The sequence below is a fragment of the Herbaspirillum sp. DW155 genome, assembly GCF_037076565.1.
In the GTDB taxonomy this organism is placed as follows: Bacteria; Pseudomonadota; Gammaproteobacteria; order Burkholderiales; family Burkholderiaceae_D; genus Herbaspirillum.
On sequence record NZ_AP029028.1, the window covers coordinates 4772878 to 4792048 of the forward strand.

Here is a 19171-nt window from a genome sequence, read left to right on the forward strand (position 1 = left end):
TCTTCGAAGAACCATAGAAAAACCGCCTGTCTCGCAACAGGCGGTTTTTCGTCGGAGGCCGCAGTCGTTGAAAATATAAACGATATAAACCGTTTATATTTTTTATATCATCAGAACAATTCGTTCTTCATCTGCGTCTTGGCCTTTTCTTCTTCCGGTGTCATCCCGCCGTGGTCGCCCATGCCCAGGTCGCGCACCATGGCGCTGGGCGGGAACTCGGCATAGTAGTACTCGCCGCCCGATTCGATCACGCCATCCGGCACCTTGCGGTCCACGTTGGGCACATCCTTGAGAACCTTGGACATGTAGCTGATCCACACCGGCAAGGCAAGGCCGCCGCCGGTTTCGCGGTCGCCCAGGCTCTTGGGCTGGTCGTAGCCGATCCAGGCAATGGCGGTGAGACCCGGTTGGTAGCCGGCGAACCAGGCATCCATGGAATCGTTGGTGGTACCGGTCTTGCCGGCCAGGTCGGTGCGCTTCAGGGACAGTGCCTTGACCGCCGTGCCATGGCGCACCACGTCGCGCAGCATGCTGTCCATGATGAAGGCATTGCGCGCATCGATGACGCGGTTGGATTCATCGTCGGCGGTGGCCGGCTTGGCCTGCGAGAGGACTTCGCCGTTGCTGTCGGTGACCTTGGTGATCAGGTAGGGATTGATCTTGTAGCCGCCGTTGGCGAACACCGAATACGCGCCCACCATCTGCAAGGGCGTCACGTTGCCCGCACCCAGCGCCAGGGTCAGGTAGGGTGGGTTCTTGTCGGCATCGAAACCGAAACGGGTGATGTATTCCTGCGCATACTTCACGCCCACGCGCTCGAGGATGCGGATGGAGACCAGGTTGATCGACTTCTGCAAGGCGCGGCGCATCGAGATCGGGCCTTCGAACTTGCCGCCATAGTTCTTGGGTTGCCACACCTGGCCACCGGTCTGGGTGAAGGTCAGCGGCGCATCATTGATGATGGTGGCCGGCGACAAACCCTTTTCCAGCGAGGACGAATAGATGAAGGGCTTGAAGGACGAACCCGGCTGGCGCCAGGCCTGGGTGACGTGGTTGAACTTGTTGCGGTTGAAGTCGAAACCGCCCACCAGCGACCGGATCGCGCCATCCTGCGAATTGACCGAGACGAAGGCCGATTCTACTTCCGGCATCTGCGTGATGATCCAGCTGTTGCCATCCTGGAACACGCGGATGATGGCACCACGGCGGATCTTCTTCTGCGGCGGGGCCTTGTCCGAGAGCAGGTTGGCGCCAAAGCCCAGGCCGGCGCCGGAAATGCTGATCTCTTCGCCGGTGGCCAGCATGGCGGTGATTTCCTTGGGCTTGGCCTCCAGCACGACGGCGGCCACCATGTCGTCGCTGTCGGGATGGTCGGCCAGTTCCACTTCGACCGCATCTTCCACGACTTCCTTGGAGGCGTTCTCCGGCAGGTCCATGTAGCCTTCCGGACCGCGATAGCCGTGGCGGCGCTCGTAATCGATGATGCCGCGCCGCAGGGCGATGTAGGCAGCATCCTGGTCGGTCTTGGTGATGGTGGTGAAGACGTTCAGGCCGCGCGTGTAGGTCTCGTCCTTGTACTGCGCATAGACCAGCTGGCGCGCCATTTCAGCCACGTATTCAGCGTGCATGCCGAAGGCCGAGCTGTCGCCCTTGACGCGCAGTTCCTCATCCTTGGCTTCCTGATACTGGGCATCGGTGATGTAGCCCAGCTGCCGCATGCGCAGCAGGATGTACTGCTGGCGTGCATGCGCGCGCTTGGGATTGACCACCGGGTTGTAGGCCGAGGGCGCCTTGGGCAGGCCGGCCAGCATCGCGGCTTCGGCGATGGTGATGTCCTTGAGCTGCTTGCCGAAATAGATCTGGGCGGCCGAGGCGAAGCCGTAGGCGCGCTGGCCCAGATAGATCTGGTTCATGTAGACCTCGAGGATCTGGTCCTTGGTGAGGTTGTTCTCGATCTTCCAGGCCAGCGGGATCTCATAGAAGAACTTGCGCACCGCCTTCTGCAGGAAGGTCGGCTCGTTGCTGGTCAGGAAGAAGTTGCGCGCCACCTGCTGCGTGATGGTGGAGGCACCGCCGCCGCCGCCGGAGAGGTTGGAGAAGGTGGCGCGGGCGATGCCCTGGTAGTCGACGCCGCCGTGTTCATAGAAACGGTCATCCTCGATGGCCAGCACGGCCTTCTTCATGATGTCCGGGATGTCCTTGAAGTGGACCAGGTTGCGGCGTTCCTCGCCGAATTCACCGATCAGCACACCATCGGCCGAGAAGATGCGCAGCGGAATCTTGGGGCGATAGTCAGTCAGCGTATCGAGATCGGGCAGCTTGGGATAGGTCAGGGCGACGATGAAGGTCACGCCCAGCAGCACCATCACCACCAGGCCCAGCACGGTACCGAACAAGCCCAGGAGGATGCGCAGCGACCAGTGCATGCGCTTGCGGGGCGCCTTTTCTGCGGGGGCCTCGGCCGATGCCGGTTTGCGTTGATCGCCGCCGTTGGAAGATGAAGACATTCGAATTAAGCGTTAAAGCAGGCCGAAGCTGCAGGCCAGAGCCGGGTGGAAGAAACAAGCCCGCATTATAGCGGCTCGCCCTGAGGCGTCGCGCGGCCAGGTGTTGCAAATAGACCAAAGGACAATGGGCCGGTTCCGGGGAGAAGACAGGAGGTGCGGCATCGGCTACACATCGCGGCGGGAATTGCTGCGAATTTGCAGGCATTCCTCAAGTTTCCTCTATTCCCGCCTCGCCGCGCCGGCCGGACAATCCGAAGCTTCCTTTTGCAAGAGAACTGCATATGGCTGGCTTCCCCCTTTTCTTTGGCCCCGGCACCACGCGCCTGTGCGCAGGGCTGGATATCGCCCCCGACCGCGTGCGCCTGGCGCTGTTGCGCCGCACCGGCCAGCGCGCGCAACTGCTGTGGGTGACCCAGCGGCTCACGGGCGGGGTGATCTGCCAGGACGGGCAGATCACCGATTTCGACGCGCTGGTCCTGATCTGCCGGTCCCTGCTGGAGCAACCCGGCTGCGAGCGTGCCACCGTGGCGCTGGCCGTTCCTGCCCGCTGCCTCATCGGCCAGCGTCTGGTACTACCGGCCGGAGCTCATCCGGTGCAGCGCCTGCAGCAGGTGCACAGCGAGATGGCCGCCCACGGCATCAGCACCGATGACCATGCACTGGATTACCGCGAACTCGGCCCGCAGCCGGGTTCTCCGCTGGACCAGCAGGTGCTGGCCGTGGCGGCCTCACGGCTGGCCATCGAAGACCGCCTTTCTCTGGCCGCGGCCATCGGTCGTCCGCTGGCCACGCTGGCGCCGGAAGACCTCTGCCTGGCGGCCTGGCTGCGCGAAGACGGGCGGGCCGACCAGAACGCCGTGCTGCGGCTGGACCGTAGCGGCCGGTGGCTGCTGCATGGCGAAGGCCCCAGCCATGCCATGCCGCCCGTGGCCGCCAGCACGGCCCACCTGGCCTTGCTGGCCCAGGCCGCGCCGCTGCTCAAGCCACTGCCGCGCCGGCTGCTGCTCAGCGGCGACCATCCTGCACTGGCAGCGCTTGCGCGTGCCTTCACCAAATACGCGGGACTGGAAGCGCGCGTGGCCACGCCCCCCTCCTCGCTGATACTGGCACCGCAGATCGCCGCGCAGATGCCCGCCGATTATCACCTTGCACTGGCACTGGCCTGGGAGGGACTGGCATGAGATGCGGCATGGATTTTTCACGCTCGCCGGCGCAGCGGAGGCGCTCACGTGAACAGGATTTCTATCGCATGCTCGCCTGCGCCCTGCTGCTGGGCGTCACGCTGGCGGCTTTGCCGGGCGTGCGCATCGTCTTGCACACGGCGTCCCTGCAGGAGGCCAATGACCTGCTGACAGGAGAATTGCAAGCCTTGGCACCGCAGGCAAAGCAAGCTTCCGTCTTGCGCAGCCGGATTGCCGCGCTGGAAAAGCAGCTCGGCAGCCACCAGCAGCTCGGCCGGCGCCGTCACCAGGCCGGACTGCTGCTGCGGGCAGCGGCACAAGCCGCACAGGCGAGCCGCAGCAGCATCCGCCTGCAGCGCATCCTGCTGCAAGGCGACCGCGGTGAATTGCGGGGCCAGGCCGCCAGCGCCGAGGAAGTCCGCGATTTTGCGGCCGCCCTCGCCGCCGCCGGACTGGAGGGGAGCACCCTGCATGACCTGCAGGCCGAAGACGGTGCCTACGCCTTCACCCTGGCCATCCCTCTGGTCCCGTCGCTTCCTGCATCCGGGGGAGCCGCACCGTGAGCCAGAACCGCTGGTCCACCCATCCCGCCCACTGGCCGCTGGCTGCACGCCTGGTGCTGTGGATGCTGGTCATGCTGCTGGTGGCGGCCAGCGGCGTGCTGATGGCCGTGACCGAACTGGACGACCGCCGGCAGGCAGCGCGCCAGCGTCAGCAGGACCTGCGTCTGCAGTACCAGGCGGCGCTGATGCAAATTGGGCAGCAGCCGGCCCTGCAATCCCGCGAACGCACGCTGACCATACAACTGGCCGGGCAGCAGCCGCAGATCTGGCCAGCCGACCAGGCACAGCCGGACCTGCTGCAAGCCAAGCTGGCCCGCCGCGCCGGTGAATGCGGGCTGACGCTGGAATCCTTCAAGCCCTTGAGCGGCAAGCTGACTGCCACCATTGTGCTGCGCGGCAGCCATGCCGGCCTGCTGCGCTTCGTCGAACTGGTAAGCAGTCAGCCTCTGCCGGTGCTGTTCGAACGGCTCGACATCAGCGTGACGGACCAAGGCGGCCAGGCAGTGCTGCAGATGAATGCCACCGTCAGCGCTCCCCTGGCCCTCCCCCTCTCGTCCACGGAGTCGAAGGAGTCCGCACCATGAGCCTGCTCTGGCTGGCATTGCTGCCGCTGTTGCTGGCGGGCGTTGTGTATGGCGCCGTGCTGGCCGTTGACCATCCCGATGAAGTGAAAGCCACCCAAGCGTGGCGCGAGCAAACACAACAATCGGCGGCAGCTCGGGCCGCCCCGGCCGTGCTTCCCGCACCGTCCACTGATGAGACGGACAACCGCGACCACGCTGAATTGCCCGATCCCTTCCGGCTCAGTGAATTCGCACCTGCCATCCCGTCCAGGCGCGCCGCCCCTCGCGTTCGTGAGCACGACGACGACGATGAAGGCGGCCCAGCCCAGGTCGCCGTGCCCGCCGTTGCCGTCTCAGCACCCGCCCCCACCCTACGCCTGCTGGGCACGCTGCGCCGCGACCAGGAGTGGATCGCCATCGCCGAACTGAAAGGCGCAACCCGGCAATTGCAGGCCGGAGATGCGCTGCCTGACGGACTAGGCCGCGTGCTGGCGGTACGCGAAGAGGCCATCGACATCGGTCATGATGGCCAACCACAGACCATCGCCATGACCACCCTGCCGACGCCGAGCCCCATGACACTCGCGCCTTCACGCCCGCCTGCTCGCAATGGCCGGGGTCCCCGGCGCCGCCTGATTCGTCCCGGAGTCACACCATGAAGAGGATCCTGCTCCTGCTCATCCTGCTGCTGAGCCAGGCCGCCACCGCCGGCAACCGCCTGCTGGCCATCCACATCCACCCGGGCAGCGACGGCGCTACGCTGGAACTGCGCCTGCAAGATCCGCTGGAGCCGGCCCAGGTCGAGGCTTTCCAGCTGATCGATCCGCCCCAGCTGGTGCTCGATCTGCCTCAGACCAGCGCCGCTGAAACGCTCGCCCGCACCATGGCCGGCAGCGGCCTGGTCAAGCGCATCCAGCTCGCGGCAGACGATGAACGCCTGCGCCTGCAGGTCTCCCTCAAGCAGCCCTTCACGCATCGCCTGCGCGCCGGGGAAGATCGCCTGATGGTAGAACTGGCACTGCGCCCCGCGCCCGATCCGGCAGCACTGCAATCGATTGACCTGCGCCGTGGCACGCTGGGTGAGGCGCGCCTGAGCGTGGAAATGGGCAGCAGCGAGCACACCGTCCAAGTACGCCAGCTCGGTGGCCGGCTGATTGCCGACATCGCCGGGGCCACCGTGCCACTGGCGCTGCGGCGGCAAGTGCAAACCGGGCAACTGGGCACGCCGGTCACGCAATACACCGCACTTTCCCATCAGGATGGCGCACGCCTGGTGCTGGAAATGCAGGGCCCATGGCGCTACCAGGCTTACCAGACCCGGCAGCGGCTGATGATCGACGTATTGCCTGTCAGTGCAGGCAGCGCGACAGCGGGCTTGCCGGAAGGCAAGAGCTACGGCGGTCAGCGGCTGTCGCTGAATTTCCAGAACATCGACGTGCGCACCGCCCTGCAGGTGCTGGCCGAGCACAGCGGCGTGAACATCGTGGCCAGTGATACGGTGTCGGGCCAGTTGAGCCTGCGCCTGAAGGACCTGCCCTGGGACCAGATACTGGACCTGATCCTGCAGGCCAGGGGCCTGGAAATGCGTCGCCATGGCGAGGTGCTGTGGATCGCGCCGCGCGACGAGATGCTGGCGCGCGAACGGCTGGAGCTGGAACAGAAAGCCATGATCGCCGATCTGGAACCGCTGCACGCCGAGAGCTTCCAGCTCAATTACCAGCGCGCAGACACCTTGCGCAAGGCGCTGGGCATCGGCGAAGACGGCAGCACCCAGGCCAATCGCCGCAATGCCCTGCTCTCGCGCCGGGGCAGCGCCCTGATCGACAGCCACACCAACCAGTTGCTGGTCACCGATACCCTCGCCGTGCTGGCCAATGTACGCAAGCTGATCGAGCGCATCGACGTGGCCTCGCGCCAGGTCCTGATCGAAGCCCGTATCGTCGAGGCCGATGACAGTTTCTCGCGCAACCTGGGCGTCAAGCTGGGGTTGGCGGCCACCACACGCGGGGCCGCCGTGGGCAATGGCTATGCCGCCATCGGCGAGCAGAGCGGACAGACACCGGCCACGCCCGATCTCTACCTGCGCGAACCGGCTCTGAACCTGCGCGCCGAGCCTCTCAGCGGCGCGGTGCCCGGCAGCTTCGCCTTCACCCTCTTCAATGCGGCGGCCCAGCGCTTCCTCAATGTAGAACTGTCGGCGCTGGAAGCCGACGGACGCGGCAAGATCGTCTCCAGTCCGCGCCTGATCACGGCCGACCAGCAGGCCGCGCTGATCGAGCAGGGTGAAGAAATTCCCTACCAGCAATCCGCTGGCAATGGCAGCACCGCCACCGCCTTCAAGAAAGCCAACCTGAAGCTGGAAGTCACGCCCCAGATCACCCCGGACGGCAACGTGATCCTCGACGTGGACGTCAACAAGGACAGTCGGGGCAACATCACGCCCGGCGGGCTGGCCATCAACACCAAGCACATCAAGACCAAGGTCCAGGTCGAGGACGGCGGCACCGTGGTCATCGGCGGCATCTATACCCAGACCGACAACGACCATGAGACCCGGGTGCCGCTGCTGGGTGAAATCCCGGTACTGGGCGCGCTTTTCCGCAGCCAGCGCAAGGTGCGCGACAAGACCGAGCTGCTGATCTTCCTGACGCCCCGCATCGTCGCCGCGCCGCGCCCGTATTGAGCCGGACGCCCCGGCAGACGGGATTTTTCCCCGGTGGCGGGGCAAAGGACGGTAAAATCGCTGTTCCAGGCCCGGCGCGCCGGGCGCAAGCCCGCCCGCAGCCGGCCTGGCAGCCGTCCACCGGGCGGCAGGCGACCGTGCCGGCAGACGTGCGGCGCCGTGACATTGGCCAGTAGCGCAGAGCGCAGAATTCTTAGATATGACTGGAAGCATCTTCCTTGTCGGCCTGATGGGAGCCGGCAAGACCACCATAGGCCGGGCCCTGGCCAAAAAGCTGAACAAGCGTTTCGTCGATTCGGACCACGAAATCGAAGCGCGGACCGGCGCCACCATCCCGGTGATCTTCGAGATCGAGGGCGAGGAAAACTTCCGCCGCCGCGAAGCCGAGGTGATCCGCGAGCTGGCGGCCCTGCCCGACATCGTGCTGGCCACGGGCGGCGGCGCCGTCCTGCGCGCCGAGAATCGTGACAACCTCAAGAAAGGCGGCACCGTCGTCTACCTGCGCGCCAGCATCAACCAGATCCTGCAGCGCACCGGGCGCGACAAGAACCGCCCGCTGCTACAGACCGCCGATCCGCGCCGCAAGCTCGAAGAGCTCTCGCGTCAGCGTGATCCGCTGTATCGCGAAGTGGCCGATTTCGTGGTCGAGACCAACCGGCCCAATGTGCAGTTCCTGGTGCAGACCATCATCAGCCACCTCGAACTCTCGCCCAAGGAAGGCACCTGGCAACCCGTTCCAGAACCTGACGAAACCGTCGTATTCGAGACCAGCAGCGCCATCCTGACCCAGGCCGCTGATGGCACCACCACGCTCTCCAGCAGCCACTCCACCCAGATCCTTCATGGCGCCGCCAGCGCCGAACCCAGCCTTCGCAGCATGAACCAGAACACCGCCCCCGCCGCTACTTCGATCGCCGCCCTCACCCTCAACGTCGACCTGGGCGAGCGCAGCTATCCCATCCACATCGGCCGTGGCCTGCTGGATGACGCCAGCCTGCTGCCGCAATACGTCAAGGGCAAGCGCGTGGCCATCGTCACCAACGACAAGGTGGGTCCGCTCTACCTCGACAAGGTGGCACACGCGCTGCGCGCGGCCGGCAAGCAGGTCACCGAGATCGTGCTGCCCGATGGCGAAGAAGAAAAGAACTGGTCCAGCCTGATGAAGATCTTCGATCGCCTGCTGGCCGACAAGTGCGACCGCAAGACCACCCTCATCGCCCTGGGCGGCGGCGTGATCGGCGACCTGACCGGCTTTGCGGCGGCGTCCTACATGCGCGGCGTACCCTTCGTGCAAGTGCCCACGACGCTGCTGTCGCAGGTGGATTCGTCAGTGGGCGGCAAGACCGGCATCAACCATCCGCTGGGCAAGAACATGATCGGTGCGTTCTACCAGCCGCAGGCCGTCATCGCCGACACCGCCACGCTGCACACCCTGCCGGCGCGCGAACTGTCGGCCGGCATTGCCGAAGTCATCAAGCACGGCGCCATCATCGATGCGCCCTTCTTCGACTGGATCGAAACCAATATCGACCGCCTGGTCTCCAAGGATGACGCCGCCCTGGCCTATGCCATCCAGCGTTCCTGCGAGATCAAGGCCGAAGTGGTGCGCCAGGACGAGCGTGAAGGCGGCCTGCGCGCCATCCTCAACTTCGGCCATACCTTCGGCCATGCCATCGAGAATGGTCTGGGCTATGGTCAATGGCTGCATGGCGAAGCGGTAGGCTGCGGCATGGTGATGGCGGCCGATCTGTCGCAGCGCCTGGGCTACATCGATGGCGCCACGCGTGAGCGCATCCGTGCCGTCACTGCCGCTGTCGGCCTGCCGACGGTGGCGCCGGACCTGGGCACCGAACGCTGGCTGGACCTGATGGAAGTGGACAAGAAGAACGAAGGCGGCGCGATCAAGTTCATCCTGATCAAGCCGCTGGGAAGCCCCCTGATCACCAACGCGCCGCAGGAACTGCTCTTGCAAACCCTGGCGGCCTGCACCGGAGAATAAGCATGCACACTGAAGCGCCCGACCATCTCGCCCCCTATGCCGCCCACTCGGCAAGTTCGCGAGGCCGGCGCTACAGTGAAACCCCACCCGGTTCGCGCAGCGAGTTCCAGCGCGACCGTGACCGCATCGTCCATTCCACCGCCTTCCGCCGTCTCGAATACAAGACCCAGGTCTTCGTCAATCATGAAGGCGACCTGTTCCGCACCCGCCTGACCCACAGCATCGAAGTCGCGCAGATCGCCCGCTCCTGCGCGCGCAACCTGCAACTGAACGAAGACCTGGTGGAAGCCATCTCGCTGGCCCACGACCTGGGCCATACGCCCTTCGGCCACGCCGGCCAGGATGAGCTGAATCACTGCATGAAGCATCACGGCGGTTTCGAGCACAACCTGCAGAGCCTGCGCGTGGTGGATGAGCTGGAGCAGCACTATGGCGCTTTCGATGGGCTGAACCTCACCTTCGAGACGCGCGAGGGCATCCTCAAGCACTGCTCCCTGCACAATGCACGCCAGCTGGGCGAGATCGGCTTGCGCTTCCTGGAGAAGAAGCAACCCTCGCTGGAAGCGCAACTGGCCAACCTGGCCGACGAGATCGCCTACAACAACCACGACATCGACGACGGCCTGCGTTCCGGATTGCTGACGATGGAACTGATGAGCGAAGTCGATTTCTTTGCGCGCCATCTGCGCGAGGTCGAACAAACCTACCCCGGCATCACCGGCCGCCGCATGATCCATGAGACGGTCCGCCGCATGATCAATGCGCTCATCGTCGACCTGAACCAGACCTCGCGCAGCCGCATCGCCGAGATCGCTCCGCGCGACATCGAGGACGTGCGCAATGCACCGCAGTTGATCGCCTTCTCCGACGCCATGGCGGCCGAAGCGGCGATACTGAAGAAATTCCTGCGCGAGAAGCTCTACCGTCATTACCAGGTCAACCGCATGACGGCCAAGGCGCGCCGCATCATCGCCGAAATGTTCGAAGCCTTCATCGCCCAGCCCAACCTGCTGCCGCCGGATTATCAGGTCAAGAACGTTGCCGACGACACCCAGCGTCTCGACAAGCAGGCCCGCAAGGTCGCCGATTACATCGCCGGCATGACAGACCGCTATGCGATCCGCGAACACCGTCGTCTGTTCGTCATGGAGTGAATCCGCAACACTGAACGCAGCGTTTCGATACGCTGCGTTTTCTCCCGGCACCTCCTTGATGAATTTGCGGGTGATTTCATTGCACGTCCGCAAGAACACGCCTCAAGCCCTCGACCTTCCACATCTCGTTACATTTTTCTTCCATATTATTTTCACGCCCGACTCGGCTTGACGGCACGTGACGACTCGCCGCAAACCCTTGCCCGGCAAGGGTTTTCATCATCTTGGACAAATGGCCGACCGCAGCGACAAGCGCATCAGCGCTGAAACTGCCACATGTAAATTTCTGTCAATATCAAGTCCGCTTTGAACGGGCCGTTATGCAGGAACGGAGTGGATGCGCATGGTGCGCAGCCCTGCTTCGCTGGATCCGTCTTCCCCCTTGATGCCCGGATCCCCTTTCATTTTCAGGAGACCGTCATGGCTATCGGCAACACCACCGGCGTGGACAGCCAGTCCCTGCTGCCCGCCACCAACTCATCCAACGCGTCGACTCCGGCAAGCCTATCGGCCAGCGACAAGCTGCCCGCGACTGCGGGTGAGAGCACCAGCGGCGACAAGATCGCCGAGGCCCGCCAGTCCAACCTGCTCACGGTCAGCGGTGCCAAGGCGCAGTTCAACTTGTCCATCGTGCAGTCATCGCTGGAAGTCTCGCTGCAGACCCAGAACGATCCCCTGGCGCTGGTCTACAAGACCGCCATCGAAAACATCAACGACATCCTGCGACCGCAGCTGGGCGACAACGCCATCCAGACCGCAGCAAAGCAGGACAATTCCCCTGAAGCCACGGCCGGACGCATCGTCTCCTTCATCACCAACATGTTCGACCTCTACAAGAAAAACAACCCGGACAAGGACGATGCCAGCAACATCGATGACTACATGAACCTCATCTTCAAGGGCGTGGACCAGGGTTTCAAGGAAGCACGCGGCATCCTGGAGAGCCTCAACGTCCTGCAAGGCGATATCGCCAGCAACATCGACAAGACCTATGACCTGGTGCAGAAGGCGCTGGGCGACTTCATCAACAAGGTCAAGGGTGGCAAGCCGGAGGGTGAGGACGGTGCGGGCAGCGATGGCAACGCTGATGGCCAGGGCGGCACGGTGGTGGCCAGCGAGACGACGGTGAGCATTTCGGTGTCGGTGAGCCAGACGCGGATCAGTACGAGCGCCTGATCGGCCTTTCCGTAGCATCCAACTTCTTCTCTTAAAATCTAATAAAAAAGAGGCTGTTCCATAAGGAAACAGCCTCTTTTTACTAAGTTTTCATTGTATCTATAAGCTACGAAAAAACCGCTCTCGATACCTGCAAAACATCACCCACGCAACTTCGCAAACGCCGCCGCCATCGCGTTGTTGGCCGGTGCCTGCTCGCGGCCGCGCTGGTTCTGGTGTTGCGACAGGCGGCGCGAATCGGTGCGGTCGCCGCGCTGTTCATTGCGCGCACCCGGAGCCGGGGCGGTGTCGTTCAGGCGCATGGTCAGGGCGATGCGCTTGCGCTTCTCGTCCACTTCCAGCACCTTGACCTTGACCACCTGGCCAGCCTTGACCACGGTGTGCGGGTCCTTCACGTAGCTGTTGGACAGCGCCGAGATGTGGACCAGGCCATCCTGATGCACGCCGATGTCCACGAAGGCACCGAAGGCCGCCACGTTGGTGACCACGCCTTCCAGGATCATATCCACGCGCAGGTCCTTGATCTCTTCCACGCCTTCCTTGAAGGTGGCGGTGGTGAACTCCGGACGCGGGTCGCGGCCGGGCTTGTCGAGTTCCTTCAGGATGTCGGTGACGGTGGGCACGCCGAACTTCTCATCGGCATACTTGGCCGGCGACAGGCTCTTGAGCAAGGCGGTCTGTCCCAGCACGCTCTTCACATCCTTCTTGATGTCGGCCAGGATCTTTTGCACCAGCGGATAGGATTCCGGGTGCACTGCGGAGGCATCCAGCGGGTTCTCGCCATTCATCACGCGCAGGAAGCCGGCGGCCTGCTCGAAGGTCTTCTCGCCCAGGCGCGGCACTTCGCGCAGGGCTGCCCGCGAATTGAACATACCCTTCATATCGCGGTAGGACACGATGCTCTGCGCCACGCTGGCGTTAAGCCCGGAGACGCGCGCCAGCAGGGGCGCGGAAGCCGTGTTCACATCGACTCCCACCGCGTTCACGCAGTCTTCCACCACCGCATCCAGCGAGCGCGCCAGTTGCGTCTGGCTCACATCGTGCTGGTACTGGCCCACGCCAATCGACTTGGGATCGATCTTGACCAGCTCGGCCAGCGGATCCTGCAGGCGGCGCGCAATCGAGACCGCGCCGCGCAGCGACACGTCCAGATCCGGCAATTCCTTGGAGGCGAATTCGGAGGCCGAATACACCGATGCGCCCGCTTCGGACACCACGATCTTGGTGAGCTTGAGTTCCGGGCGCAGCTTGATGAGGTCCTGGGCCAGCTTGTCGGTTTCACGCGAGGCGGTGCCATTGCCGATCGAGATCAGCGAGACATTGTGCTTCTCGGCCAGTTGCGACAGGGTATGCAGCGAACCATTCCAGTCATTGCGCGGCTGGTGCGGATAGATGGTGTCGGTGGCCACGACCTTGCCGGTGGCGTCCACGACAGCGACCTTCACGCCGGTACGCAGACCGGGGTCCAGGCCCATGGTGGCGCGCGGGCCGGCCGGTGCGGCCAGCAGCAGATCCTTCAGGTTGCGGGCGAAGACGTTGATGGCTTCGGCCTCGGCCTTCTCGCGCAGGGTGGTCATCAGCTCCGTTTCGAGGTGCATGAAGACCTTCACGCGCCAGGCCCAGCGCACCGTATCGGAGAGCCACTTGTCGGCAGCACGGCCCTTGTTGGAGACACCAAAGCGCGAAGCGATGCGACCTTCGCAGGGGTTGTGCGGAGCGTCCCACTTCGGCTTTTCTTCTTCGCTGTCCAGGCGCAGCACCACGTTCAACATTTCTTCGCGACGGCCACGGAACAAGGCCAGCGCGCGGTGCGAGGGGATGGTGGAATAGGTTTCGGAATAATCGAAGTAGTCGGCGAATTTTTCACCGGCATCCTGCTTGCCTTCGATCACCTTGGATTCGACCACGCCGTGCTCGGTGAGGTATTCGCGCAAGCTCTGCAGCAGCTCGGCGTCTTCCGAGAAGCGCTCCATGAGGATTTGGCGTGCGCCATCCAGCGCCGCCTTGGTATCGGGCACGCCAGGGTTGTCGCCATTGTCGGTGGTGAAGGCGGGCTTGATGAACCTGGCCGCTTCTTCTTCCGGATTCAGGGTCGGATCGTTCAACAGCGCATCGGCCAGTTCGGTCAGGCCGGCTTCGGCGGCGATCTGGGCCTTGGTGCGGCGCTTGGGCTTGTAGGGCAGGTAGAGGTCTTCCAGGCGGGTCTTGTCTTCCGCGTGGGTGATGGCGTCCAGCAGCACGGGCGTCATCTTGCCCTGCTCTTCGATGGAGGCGATGATCGCGGCGCGGCGGCTTTCCAGTTCGCGCAGATAACGCAGGCGTTCTTCCAGCAAACGCAGTTGTACATCGTCCAGGCCGCCGGTAACTTCCTTGCGGTAGCGGGCGATGAAGGGAACGGTGGCACCTTCGTCCAGCAAGGCGATGGCGGCAGCGACCTGAACCGGCTTGGCGGCGAGTTCGAGGGCGAGTCGTTGTTCGATAGAAGGCAGCATGGTGAAACCCAGTCAACAGTTAAGCAATTAAGCGGTTATGCGGTGAGCAAAAACAAGCGTTGGATGATACGCAATTCAGGCAGCCACGCCAATCTTGACATTGCCCGATTGCACGCCAAAGCAGGCCGCGCGGGCAGATCCGGCGCGTGGGGAATTGGACGGCGGCGGCCAAAGCCGGGATAATCGACGCTTTCGCATCGCGCGTCCTCGTCTTTTTGCACCATGTCCATCCGTCTCATCGTCGGTCTCGGCAACCCCGGCCCGGAATACGAACAAACCCGCCACAACGCCGGCTTCTGGCTGGTCGACAACCTCGCCGGTCCGGTGCGCCTGACACGCGAGCAGCGCTTCAACGCGCTGGCGGGCAAGACCAGCATCGCCGGCAATGAAGTCTGGCTGCTGGAACCGCAGACCTACATGAACCGCTCCGGCCAGTCGGTCGGTGCACTGGCGCGCTTCTACAAGATCAATCCGGATGAAGTGCTGGTGGTGCATGATGAACTCGATCTGCCACCGGGCGCGGCCAAGATCAAGAAAGGCGGTTCCTCGGGCGGGCACAATGGATTGAAGGACATCACCGCCGCCCTCGGCACGCAGGACTATTGGCGCCTGCGCCTGGGCATCGGCCATCCGCGCACGCTGGGCCTGCAGCAGCCGGTGGCCGACTTCGTGCTGCATCGGCCGCGCAAGGAAGAACAGGCGCTGATCAACGAGGCGCTGGACAAGAGCCTCAACATCATTGCCCTGCTGGTACAGGGCAAGTTCGAACAGGCGATGATGGAATTGCATACCGGGAAGTAAGCCCCCCTGCAGAGCAAGGATGAACGAAGGGCGCCCGCATACGAGCGCCCTTTTTCTTTGTCCGCTTACTTCAGCGAGGACAGTTTCTGTTCCAGTCCCTTGGCATCGACCGCACCCGGGATGCGCGAGCCATCGGTAAAGAAGATAGTCGGCGTGCCGGTGACCTTGAGCTTCTTGCCCAGGGCCAGCACCTCTTCATGCGGGGCATTGCAGGAGGCGGCGGCAGCGGGTGCTTCCTTGCCGCTGACCATCCATTCGTTCCATGCCTTGCTCGGATTGGGCGCGCACCAGATGTTGCGCGACTTCACGATGGAGTCCGGCGAGAGGATGTTGTACTGGAAGGTGTAGTAAGTGATGTTGTCCACTTCCTGCAGGGTCTTGTGCAGGCGCTTGCAGTAGATGCAGTTGGGATCTTCGAAGATGGCGATGACGCGCTTGCCGTTGCCCTTGACGGTCTTGATGGCCTTGCCCAGCGGTAGCGCCGAGAACGGCACCTGGTTCAGCGACTCGATCTTTTCCTTGGTGTAGTCGCGGTAGCTCTGCGCATCGACCACGCGGCCGATGAAGAGGTACTGGGCCTTGGCATCGGTATAGATGACGTCGCCATCGATCTGGATTTCATACAGGCCGGCATAGGGCGTTTTGGTCACCGAATCGACCTTCGCATCCTTGCCCAGGCGCGGTTCGATCAGCTTCTTGATGGTGGCCTCGGTGCTGTCGGCGGCCTCGGCTTGCGCGTGGGCGCTCATGCCCACCAGGGTGGAAGCCAGCAGCAGCGCCGCCATGCTCAGATGGCGCAAGGAACTCGCACCTGCGGTCAAAAATTTTTTCATACTCGTCCTGATTCAAATCAAACGCGCTTCCAATCTTCGGAGCATCGGCCGCAAAGCCGCGCCAGGACTGGGTTCGCACATGTCTTTCAATAATGTCGGGGGGAAGTGTTTTGCTGGCGAAGAGAGCCACGACAGCGGCCGCGCTTCGCCAGAGGCCCTACCTTACCTGAAATCGGCGCCGCTTACTGCCCCAGCGCGTGCGCAATCAGGCGGCGTTTCAGGATGGGCAGGCGGTTGACCAGGCTCATGCCGAGGTTGCGCACCAGGCGCACCGGCTCGGCCTCGGTGGAGAAGATGCGATGCAGACCATCGGTGGCGATCTGCATCAGCAGCACTTCTTCCTTGCGGGCGCGGGCATAGCGGCGCAGCACGCGCTCGTCGCCGCAGTCGTACTGCGGTTCACGCTTGACCAGGATATCGATCAACGCGGCCACATCACCGAAGCCCAGGTTCATGCCGTGCCCGGCCATGGGATGCACCACGTGGGCGGCGTCGCCGATCAAGGCCACGCGCGGAGCGATCATCGCGTGCGGCTTGATCAGGCGCAGCGGGAAGGCCTTGGCCACTTCGGGCTGCAGCGGCGTGAGTGCGCCCAGCACTGGCTTGGCCCATTGCGCCAGGCGCTCAGCCAGGGCCGACAACGGCAGCTGCAGCAACTGATCGGCCAGCGCCTGGGGCGCAGACCAGACCAGCGAGACGCGATTGCCCGGCAACGGCAGCAGGGCGATCACGCCTTCGGTGGGGCTGAACCACTGATAGGCCACGCCGCGATGAGGCAGCTCGCAGGAGAAATTGGTGACGATGGCGTTCTGGCCGTAGCTGCGGTAATCGAGCCCGATATCGCACTGCCCGCGCACCCAGGAGTTGGCACCGTCGGCACCGACCACCAGCGAGGCCGACAGCGACTGGCCGGATTCCAGCGTCAGCGTGGCGGTTTCACCGGCCACCGCCAGCGCGGTGGCGCGGCCGTGCAGCACGCGCACGTTGGGGGCGAAGCGCAGGGCGGCGTCCAGCGCCTGGTCGAGGTTGCGGTCCTCGACGATCCAGGCCAGGGCATCGGTGCGGGCGGCATAGGCATCGAAGGTGAGCAGGCCGGGCCGGGCTTTCTCTGGGACGCCATCGCCGTGCACGGTCATGTTATCCACAGGGGCGATGCGCGAGGCATCCATGGCATCCCAGACGCGCACCGAGGACAGCAGGCGATGGGCGGTGTGGTTGAGGGCGTAGACCCGCACGTCCCAGCTGGCGGGATCGGGCGTGGCGGTCGCAGGCGGGGGGGCCAGCAGGGTCACCTTGAAGCCCGCCTGGGCCAGCCCCAGCGCCGCCGTCTTGCCGACCGCGCCGTCGCCGACGATGCAGATTTCAGTGCCAGCCGCAGCCGACGAAGAGGAATGGGTGTGTGCTTGGGTAGTCATGCCGGCGATTATAAACGGGGTGGCGAAAACTATTTTTCAAAAAGGACTTGCATAATTTTTTAAAGTGTCTATACTTGTCCGTCTTGGCCTGGTAGCTCAGTTGGTAGAGCAGAGGATTGAAAATCCTTGTGTCGGTGGTTCGATTCCGCCCCGGGCCACCAAAGATTCAGCAGAATTGGCAGCGACACTCTCGAGTGTCGCTGCCTTTTTTGTTTCCTCTGCTGCTGCCATCAAGGCGAGCATTTCCCCGCGATCAATTCGCGCATCATCCGCAATCTTCAAGGCCGTCTTCGCGTCAGGTACGCGCCCCTCCCGTGCGTACTTCCGAAGAGTCTCGTATTTCATCCCCCAATCCTTCGCCGTCCGGTAAAGCGTGCGCTCGCCAATCGCTTGGTCGATCACTTCTTGCAGCGTCATAAGTAGCTCCTATTTATTTCCGAAAAACAATAATTAAAAACAATGAGAATTGCACTCCAAACGTTGTGCAATTGATTTATTATGCACTCCATTCGTTGTGCACTCCATTTGTTGCGCACAACGAATGGGGATATGAACCATTCGGTTTATACACCACTTGGAGCGCATTATGGCACATGCGTTCTCCCGCCGTTCATTCGCCCTGCGTGGGTCCAAAACTGTTCAAAGGAAAAACCATGTCTGCAATCGATAACAAGCACCTCATTGAAATCGTCTCGGTCCAAGAGTCCTCCGGCGTCAGCCGCAAGACCGGCAATCCCTGGAAGATGTACCGGGCTCAATGCGTCGTCACTGGCGGCGACAACGGGGCGAAGGTGGGCGAACTGCTGTTGCCTGATTCGCTGAAGGACACGATTCCCGGCAAGTACCTCGCAGAATTCCAACTGGATGTGAGTTTTGAGCGCCTTGTTGTTCCTCGCATCACTGCGCTTCATGCGCACGCTGGTGGCGCTGCACGCCCGCAAGCCAAGCCTGCTGCTTCTGCCGCCGTACCAGCCTGACCATGAAACAGGCGGCGGATAAATTCACGGCGGATCTGTTTAGTAGTCCCCGCCGTGGCCGCCCGCCGAAGCTCGCACCTAAAACGAATGCACAACGTCAGCGCGAGTTTCGCCAGCGGCGCAAGTTCGATTTTCTAATTTCCGTTACGCGTAACGATAAATCCGATGCCTAAGTACGTCCTGTACTGCTCACAAGATGCCGCGCCTACCGTGTCAGTAGACGGCAAGCTCTCGTGCGATGGTGGTACAGCGGCGCTACAGGTTGGGTTGCTGGAAACAACGCTGGACTCCCCGGATGCCTCGTCAGTAGCTGGTGTCTGGACTGCCGGTTTCTCCTTGGTGATGGCGTGTTTCCTGATCGGGCGTTGCATTGGCGCAGTACTTCAAATGATTCGGGAGGGGTAATGTCAACAGGTGCAATAACTGGACTATTGGCGGCAGGCGTCGCCGCTCTTTGGGTGCTGGACTTCGTGTTGATCTTCCGCGCCTTCTGCTAAAGATTTGCCTATCTCGGGCAAGCGCTGCCGGACGTTTCCGGCGTTTTATAGGGGTAAAACCATGCAAGTGCTCTCCAAGTTCAAGAAGGGTGCAGCCGTCGCCGCTGCTGGTGTGGCGGCAGTCGCTGCTGTGCCTGCTCATGCTGCTGGCACCACTGTGGATCTGAGTTCGATCACCGGTGCTGTCTCGTCCGGTGACATCGTGACCGGCGTTCTGGCCATCGGTGCGGTGCTGGCCGTGGTGCATGTGACCGTGAAAGCGGCCAAGCTGGTGATGGCGTTCCTGAAGTCGGCCTAAGGTTCGCCAAGCTGTAATCAGGGACGATGTAG

15 protein-coding genes and 1 tRNA gene are annotated in these 19171 nt (G+C 63.1%); 12 read left to right on the top strand and 4 right to left on the bottom strand.

Going from position 1 to position 19171, the window contains the following annotated elements; genetic code table 11:
- Positions 1 to 110: 110 nt before the first annotated feature.
- The gene (locus AACH55_RS21775) at positions 111 to 2426 is read right to left on the bottom strand and encodes a penicillin-binding protein 1A (RefSeq protein ID WP_338720384.1); all 2316 of its coding nucleotides are present in this window, start codon (positions 2424 to 2426) and stop codon (positions 111 to 113) included.
- 362 nt (positions 2427 to 2788) lie between these two features.
- On the opposite strand from AACH55_RS21775, the gene pilM reads away from it, so the two are divergent.
- From pilM to AACH55_RS21815, 8 genes are all read left to right on the top strand, one after another.
- Entirely contained in the window at positions 2789 to 3688 is a 900-nt protein-coding gene (gene pilM, locus AACH55_RS21780) for a pilus assembly protein PilM (RefSeq protein ID WP_338716739.1), read from the top strand.
- Between the two features lie 8 nt (positions 3689 to 3696).
- A complete protein-coding gene (locus AACH55_RS21785; protein ID WP_338716741.1) occupies positions 3697 to 4251 on the top strand; it encodes a pilus assembly protein in 555 nt (184 codons plus the stop codon).
- Positions 4248 to 4835: a hypothetical protein gene (locus AACH55_RS21790; protein ID WP_338716742.1), complete on the top strand. Its 588-nt coding sequence runs from the start codon at positions 4248 to 4250 to the stop codon at positions 4833 to 4835. Before AACH55_RS21785 ends, AACH55_RS21790 begins: the two co-directional genes overlap by 4 nt.
- A complete protein-coding gene (locus tag AACH55_RS21795; RefSeq protein ID WP_338716743.1) occupies positions 4832 to 5473 on the top strand; it encodes a hypothetical protein in 642 nt (213 codons plus the stop codon). The genes AACH55_RS21790 and AACH55_RS21795 overlap by 4 nt, the downstream gene beginning before the upstream one ends.
- The gene (gene pilQ / locus AACH55_RS21800) at positions 5470 to 7497 is read left to right on the top strand and encodes a type IV pilus secretin PilQ (RefSeq protein WP_338716744.1); all 2028 of its coding nucleotides are present in this window, start codon (positions 5470 to 5472) and stop codon (positions 7495 to 7497) included. Before AACH55_RS21795 ends, pilQ begins: the two co-directional genes overlap by 4 nt.
- A gap of 199 nt (positions 7498 to 7696) precedes the next feature.
- Positions 7697 to 9496 (top strand): bifunctional shikimate kinase/3-dehydroquinate synthase AroKB, encoded by a 1800-nt coding sequence (gene aroKB / locus AACH55_RS21805; protein ID WP_338716745.1) that lies wholly within the window; start codon positions 7697 to 7699, stop codon positions 9494 to 9496.
- A 2-nt stretch (positions 9497 to 9498) separates the two neighbouring features.
- Positions 9499 to 10650 (top strand): deoxyguanosinetriphosphate triphosphohydrolase, encoded by a 1152-nt coding sequence (locus AACH55_RS21810; protein WP_338716746.1) that lies wholly within the window; start codon positions 9499 to 9501, stop codon positions 10648 to 10650.
- 420 nt (positions 10651 to 11070) lie between these two features.
- The gene (locus AACH55_RS21815; RefSeq protein WP_338716747.1) at positions 11071 to 11826 is read left to right on the top strand and encodes a DUF5610 domain-containing protein; all 756 of its coding nucleotides are present in this window, start codon (positions 11071 to 11073) and stop codon (positions 11824 to 11826) included.
- Between the two features lie 140 nt (positions 11827 to 11966).
- Here the strand turns inward: AACH55_RS21815 and AACH55_RS21820 are convergent, their stop codons facing one another.
- On the bottom strand, positions 11967 to 14318 hold the full coding sequence (locus tag AACH55_RS21820; RefSeq protein ID WP_338716748.1) for a Tex family protein: 2352 nt from the start codon (positions 14316 to 14318) through the stop codon (positions 11967 to 11969).
- A 222-nt stretch (positions 14319 to 14540) separates the two neighbouring features.
- Here AACH55_RS21820 and pth point away from each other — a divergent pair, with 222 nt between their 5' ends.
- The gene (gene pth, locus AACH55_RS21825; protein WP_338716749.1) at positions 14541 to 15119 is read left to right on the top strand and encodes an aminoacyl-tRNA hydrolase; all 579 of its coding nucleotides are present in this window, start codon (positions 14541 to 14543) and stop codon (positions 15117 to 15119) included.
- A 65-nt stretch (positions 15120 to 15184) separates the two neighbouring features.
- On the opposite strand, the gene AACH55_RS21830 is transcribed toward pth, so the two are convergent.
- Positions 15185 to 15952, bottom strand: coding sequence for a DsbC family protein (locus AACH55_RS21830; protein WP_338716750.1), 768 nt, complete (start codon positions 15950 to 15952; stop codon positions 15185 to 15187).
- 182 nt (positions 15953 to 16134) lie between these two features.
- Entirely contained in the window at positions 16135 to 17367 is a 1233-nt protein-coding gene (locus tag AACH55_RS21835) for a UbiH/UbiF family hydroxylase (protein ID WP_338716751.1), read from the bottom strand.
- 85 nt (positions 17368 to 17452) lie between these two features.
- Here AACH55_RS21835 and AACH55_RS21840 point away from each other — a divergent pair.
- The 3 genes from AACH55_RS21840 (at position 17453) to AACH55_RS21850 (ending at position 19139) form a co-directional block, all read left to right on the top strand.
- Positions 17453 to 17528, top strand: a tRNA-Phe gene (locus tag AACH55_RS21840).
- A 492-nt stretch (positions 17529 to 18020) separates the two neighbouring features.
- Positions 18021 to 18344 carry a hypothetical protein gene (locus AACH55_RS21845; protein ID WP_338716752.1) on the top strand — a complete coding sequence of 108 codons (324 nt, stop codon included), beginning with the start codon at positions 18021 to 18023 and terminating at the stop codon, positions 18342 to 18344.
- A gap of 558 nt (positions 18345 to 18902) precedes the next feature.
- Positions 18903 to 19139, top strand: a complete 237-nt coding sequence (locus AACH55_RS21850; RefSeq protein WP_061790620.1) for a hypothetical protein — start codon at positions 18903 to 18905, stop codon at positions 19137 to 19139.
- Positions 19140 to 19171: the final 32 nt, after the last annotated feature.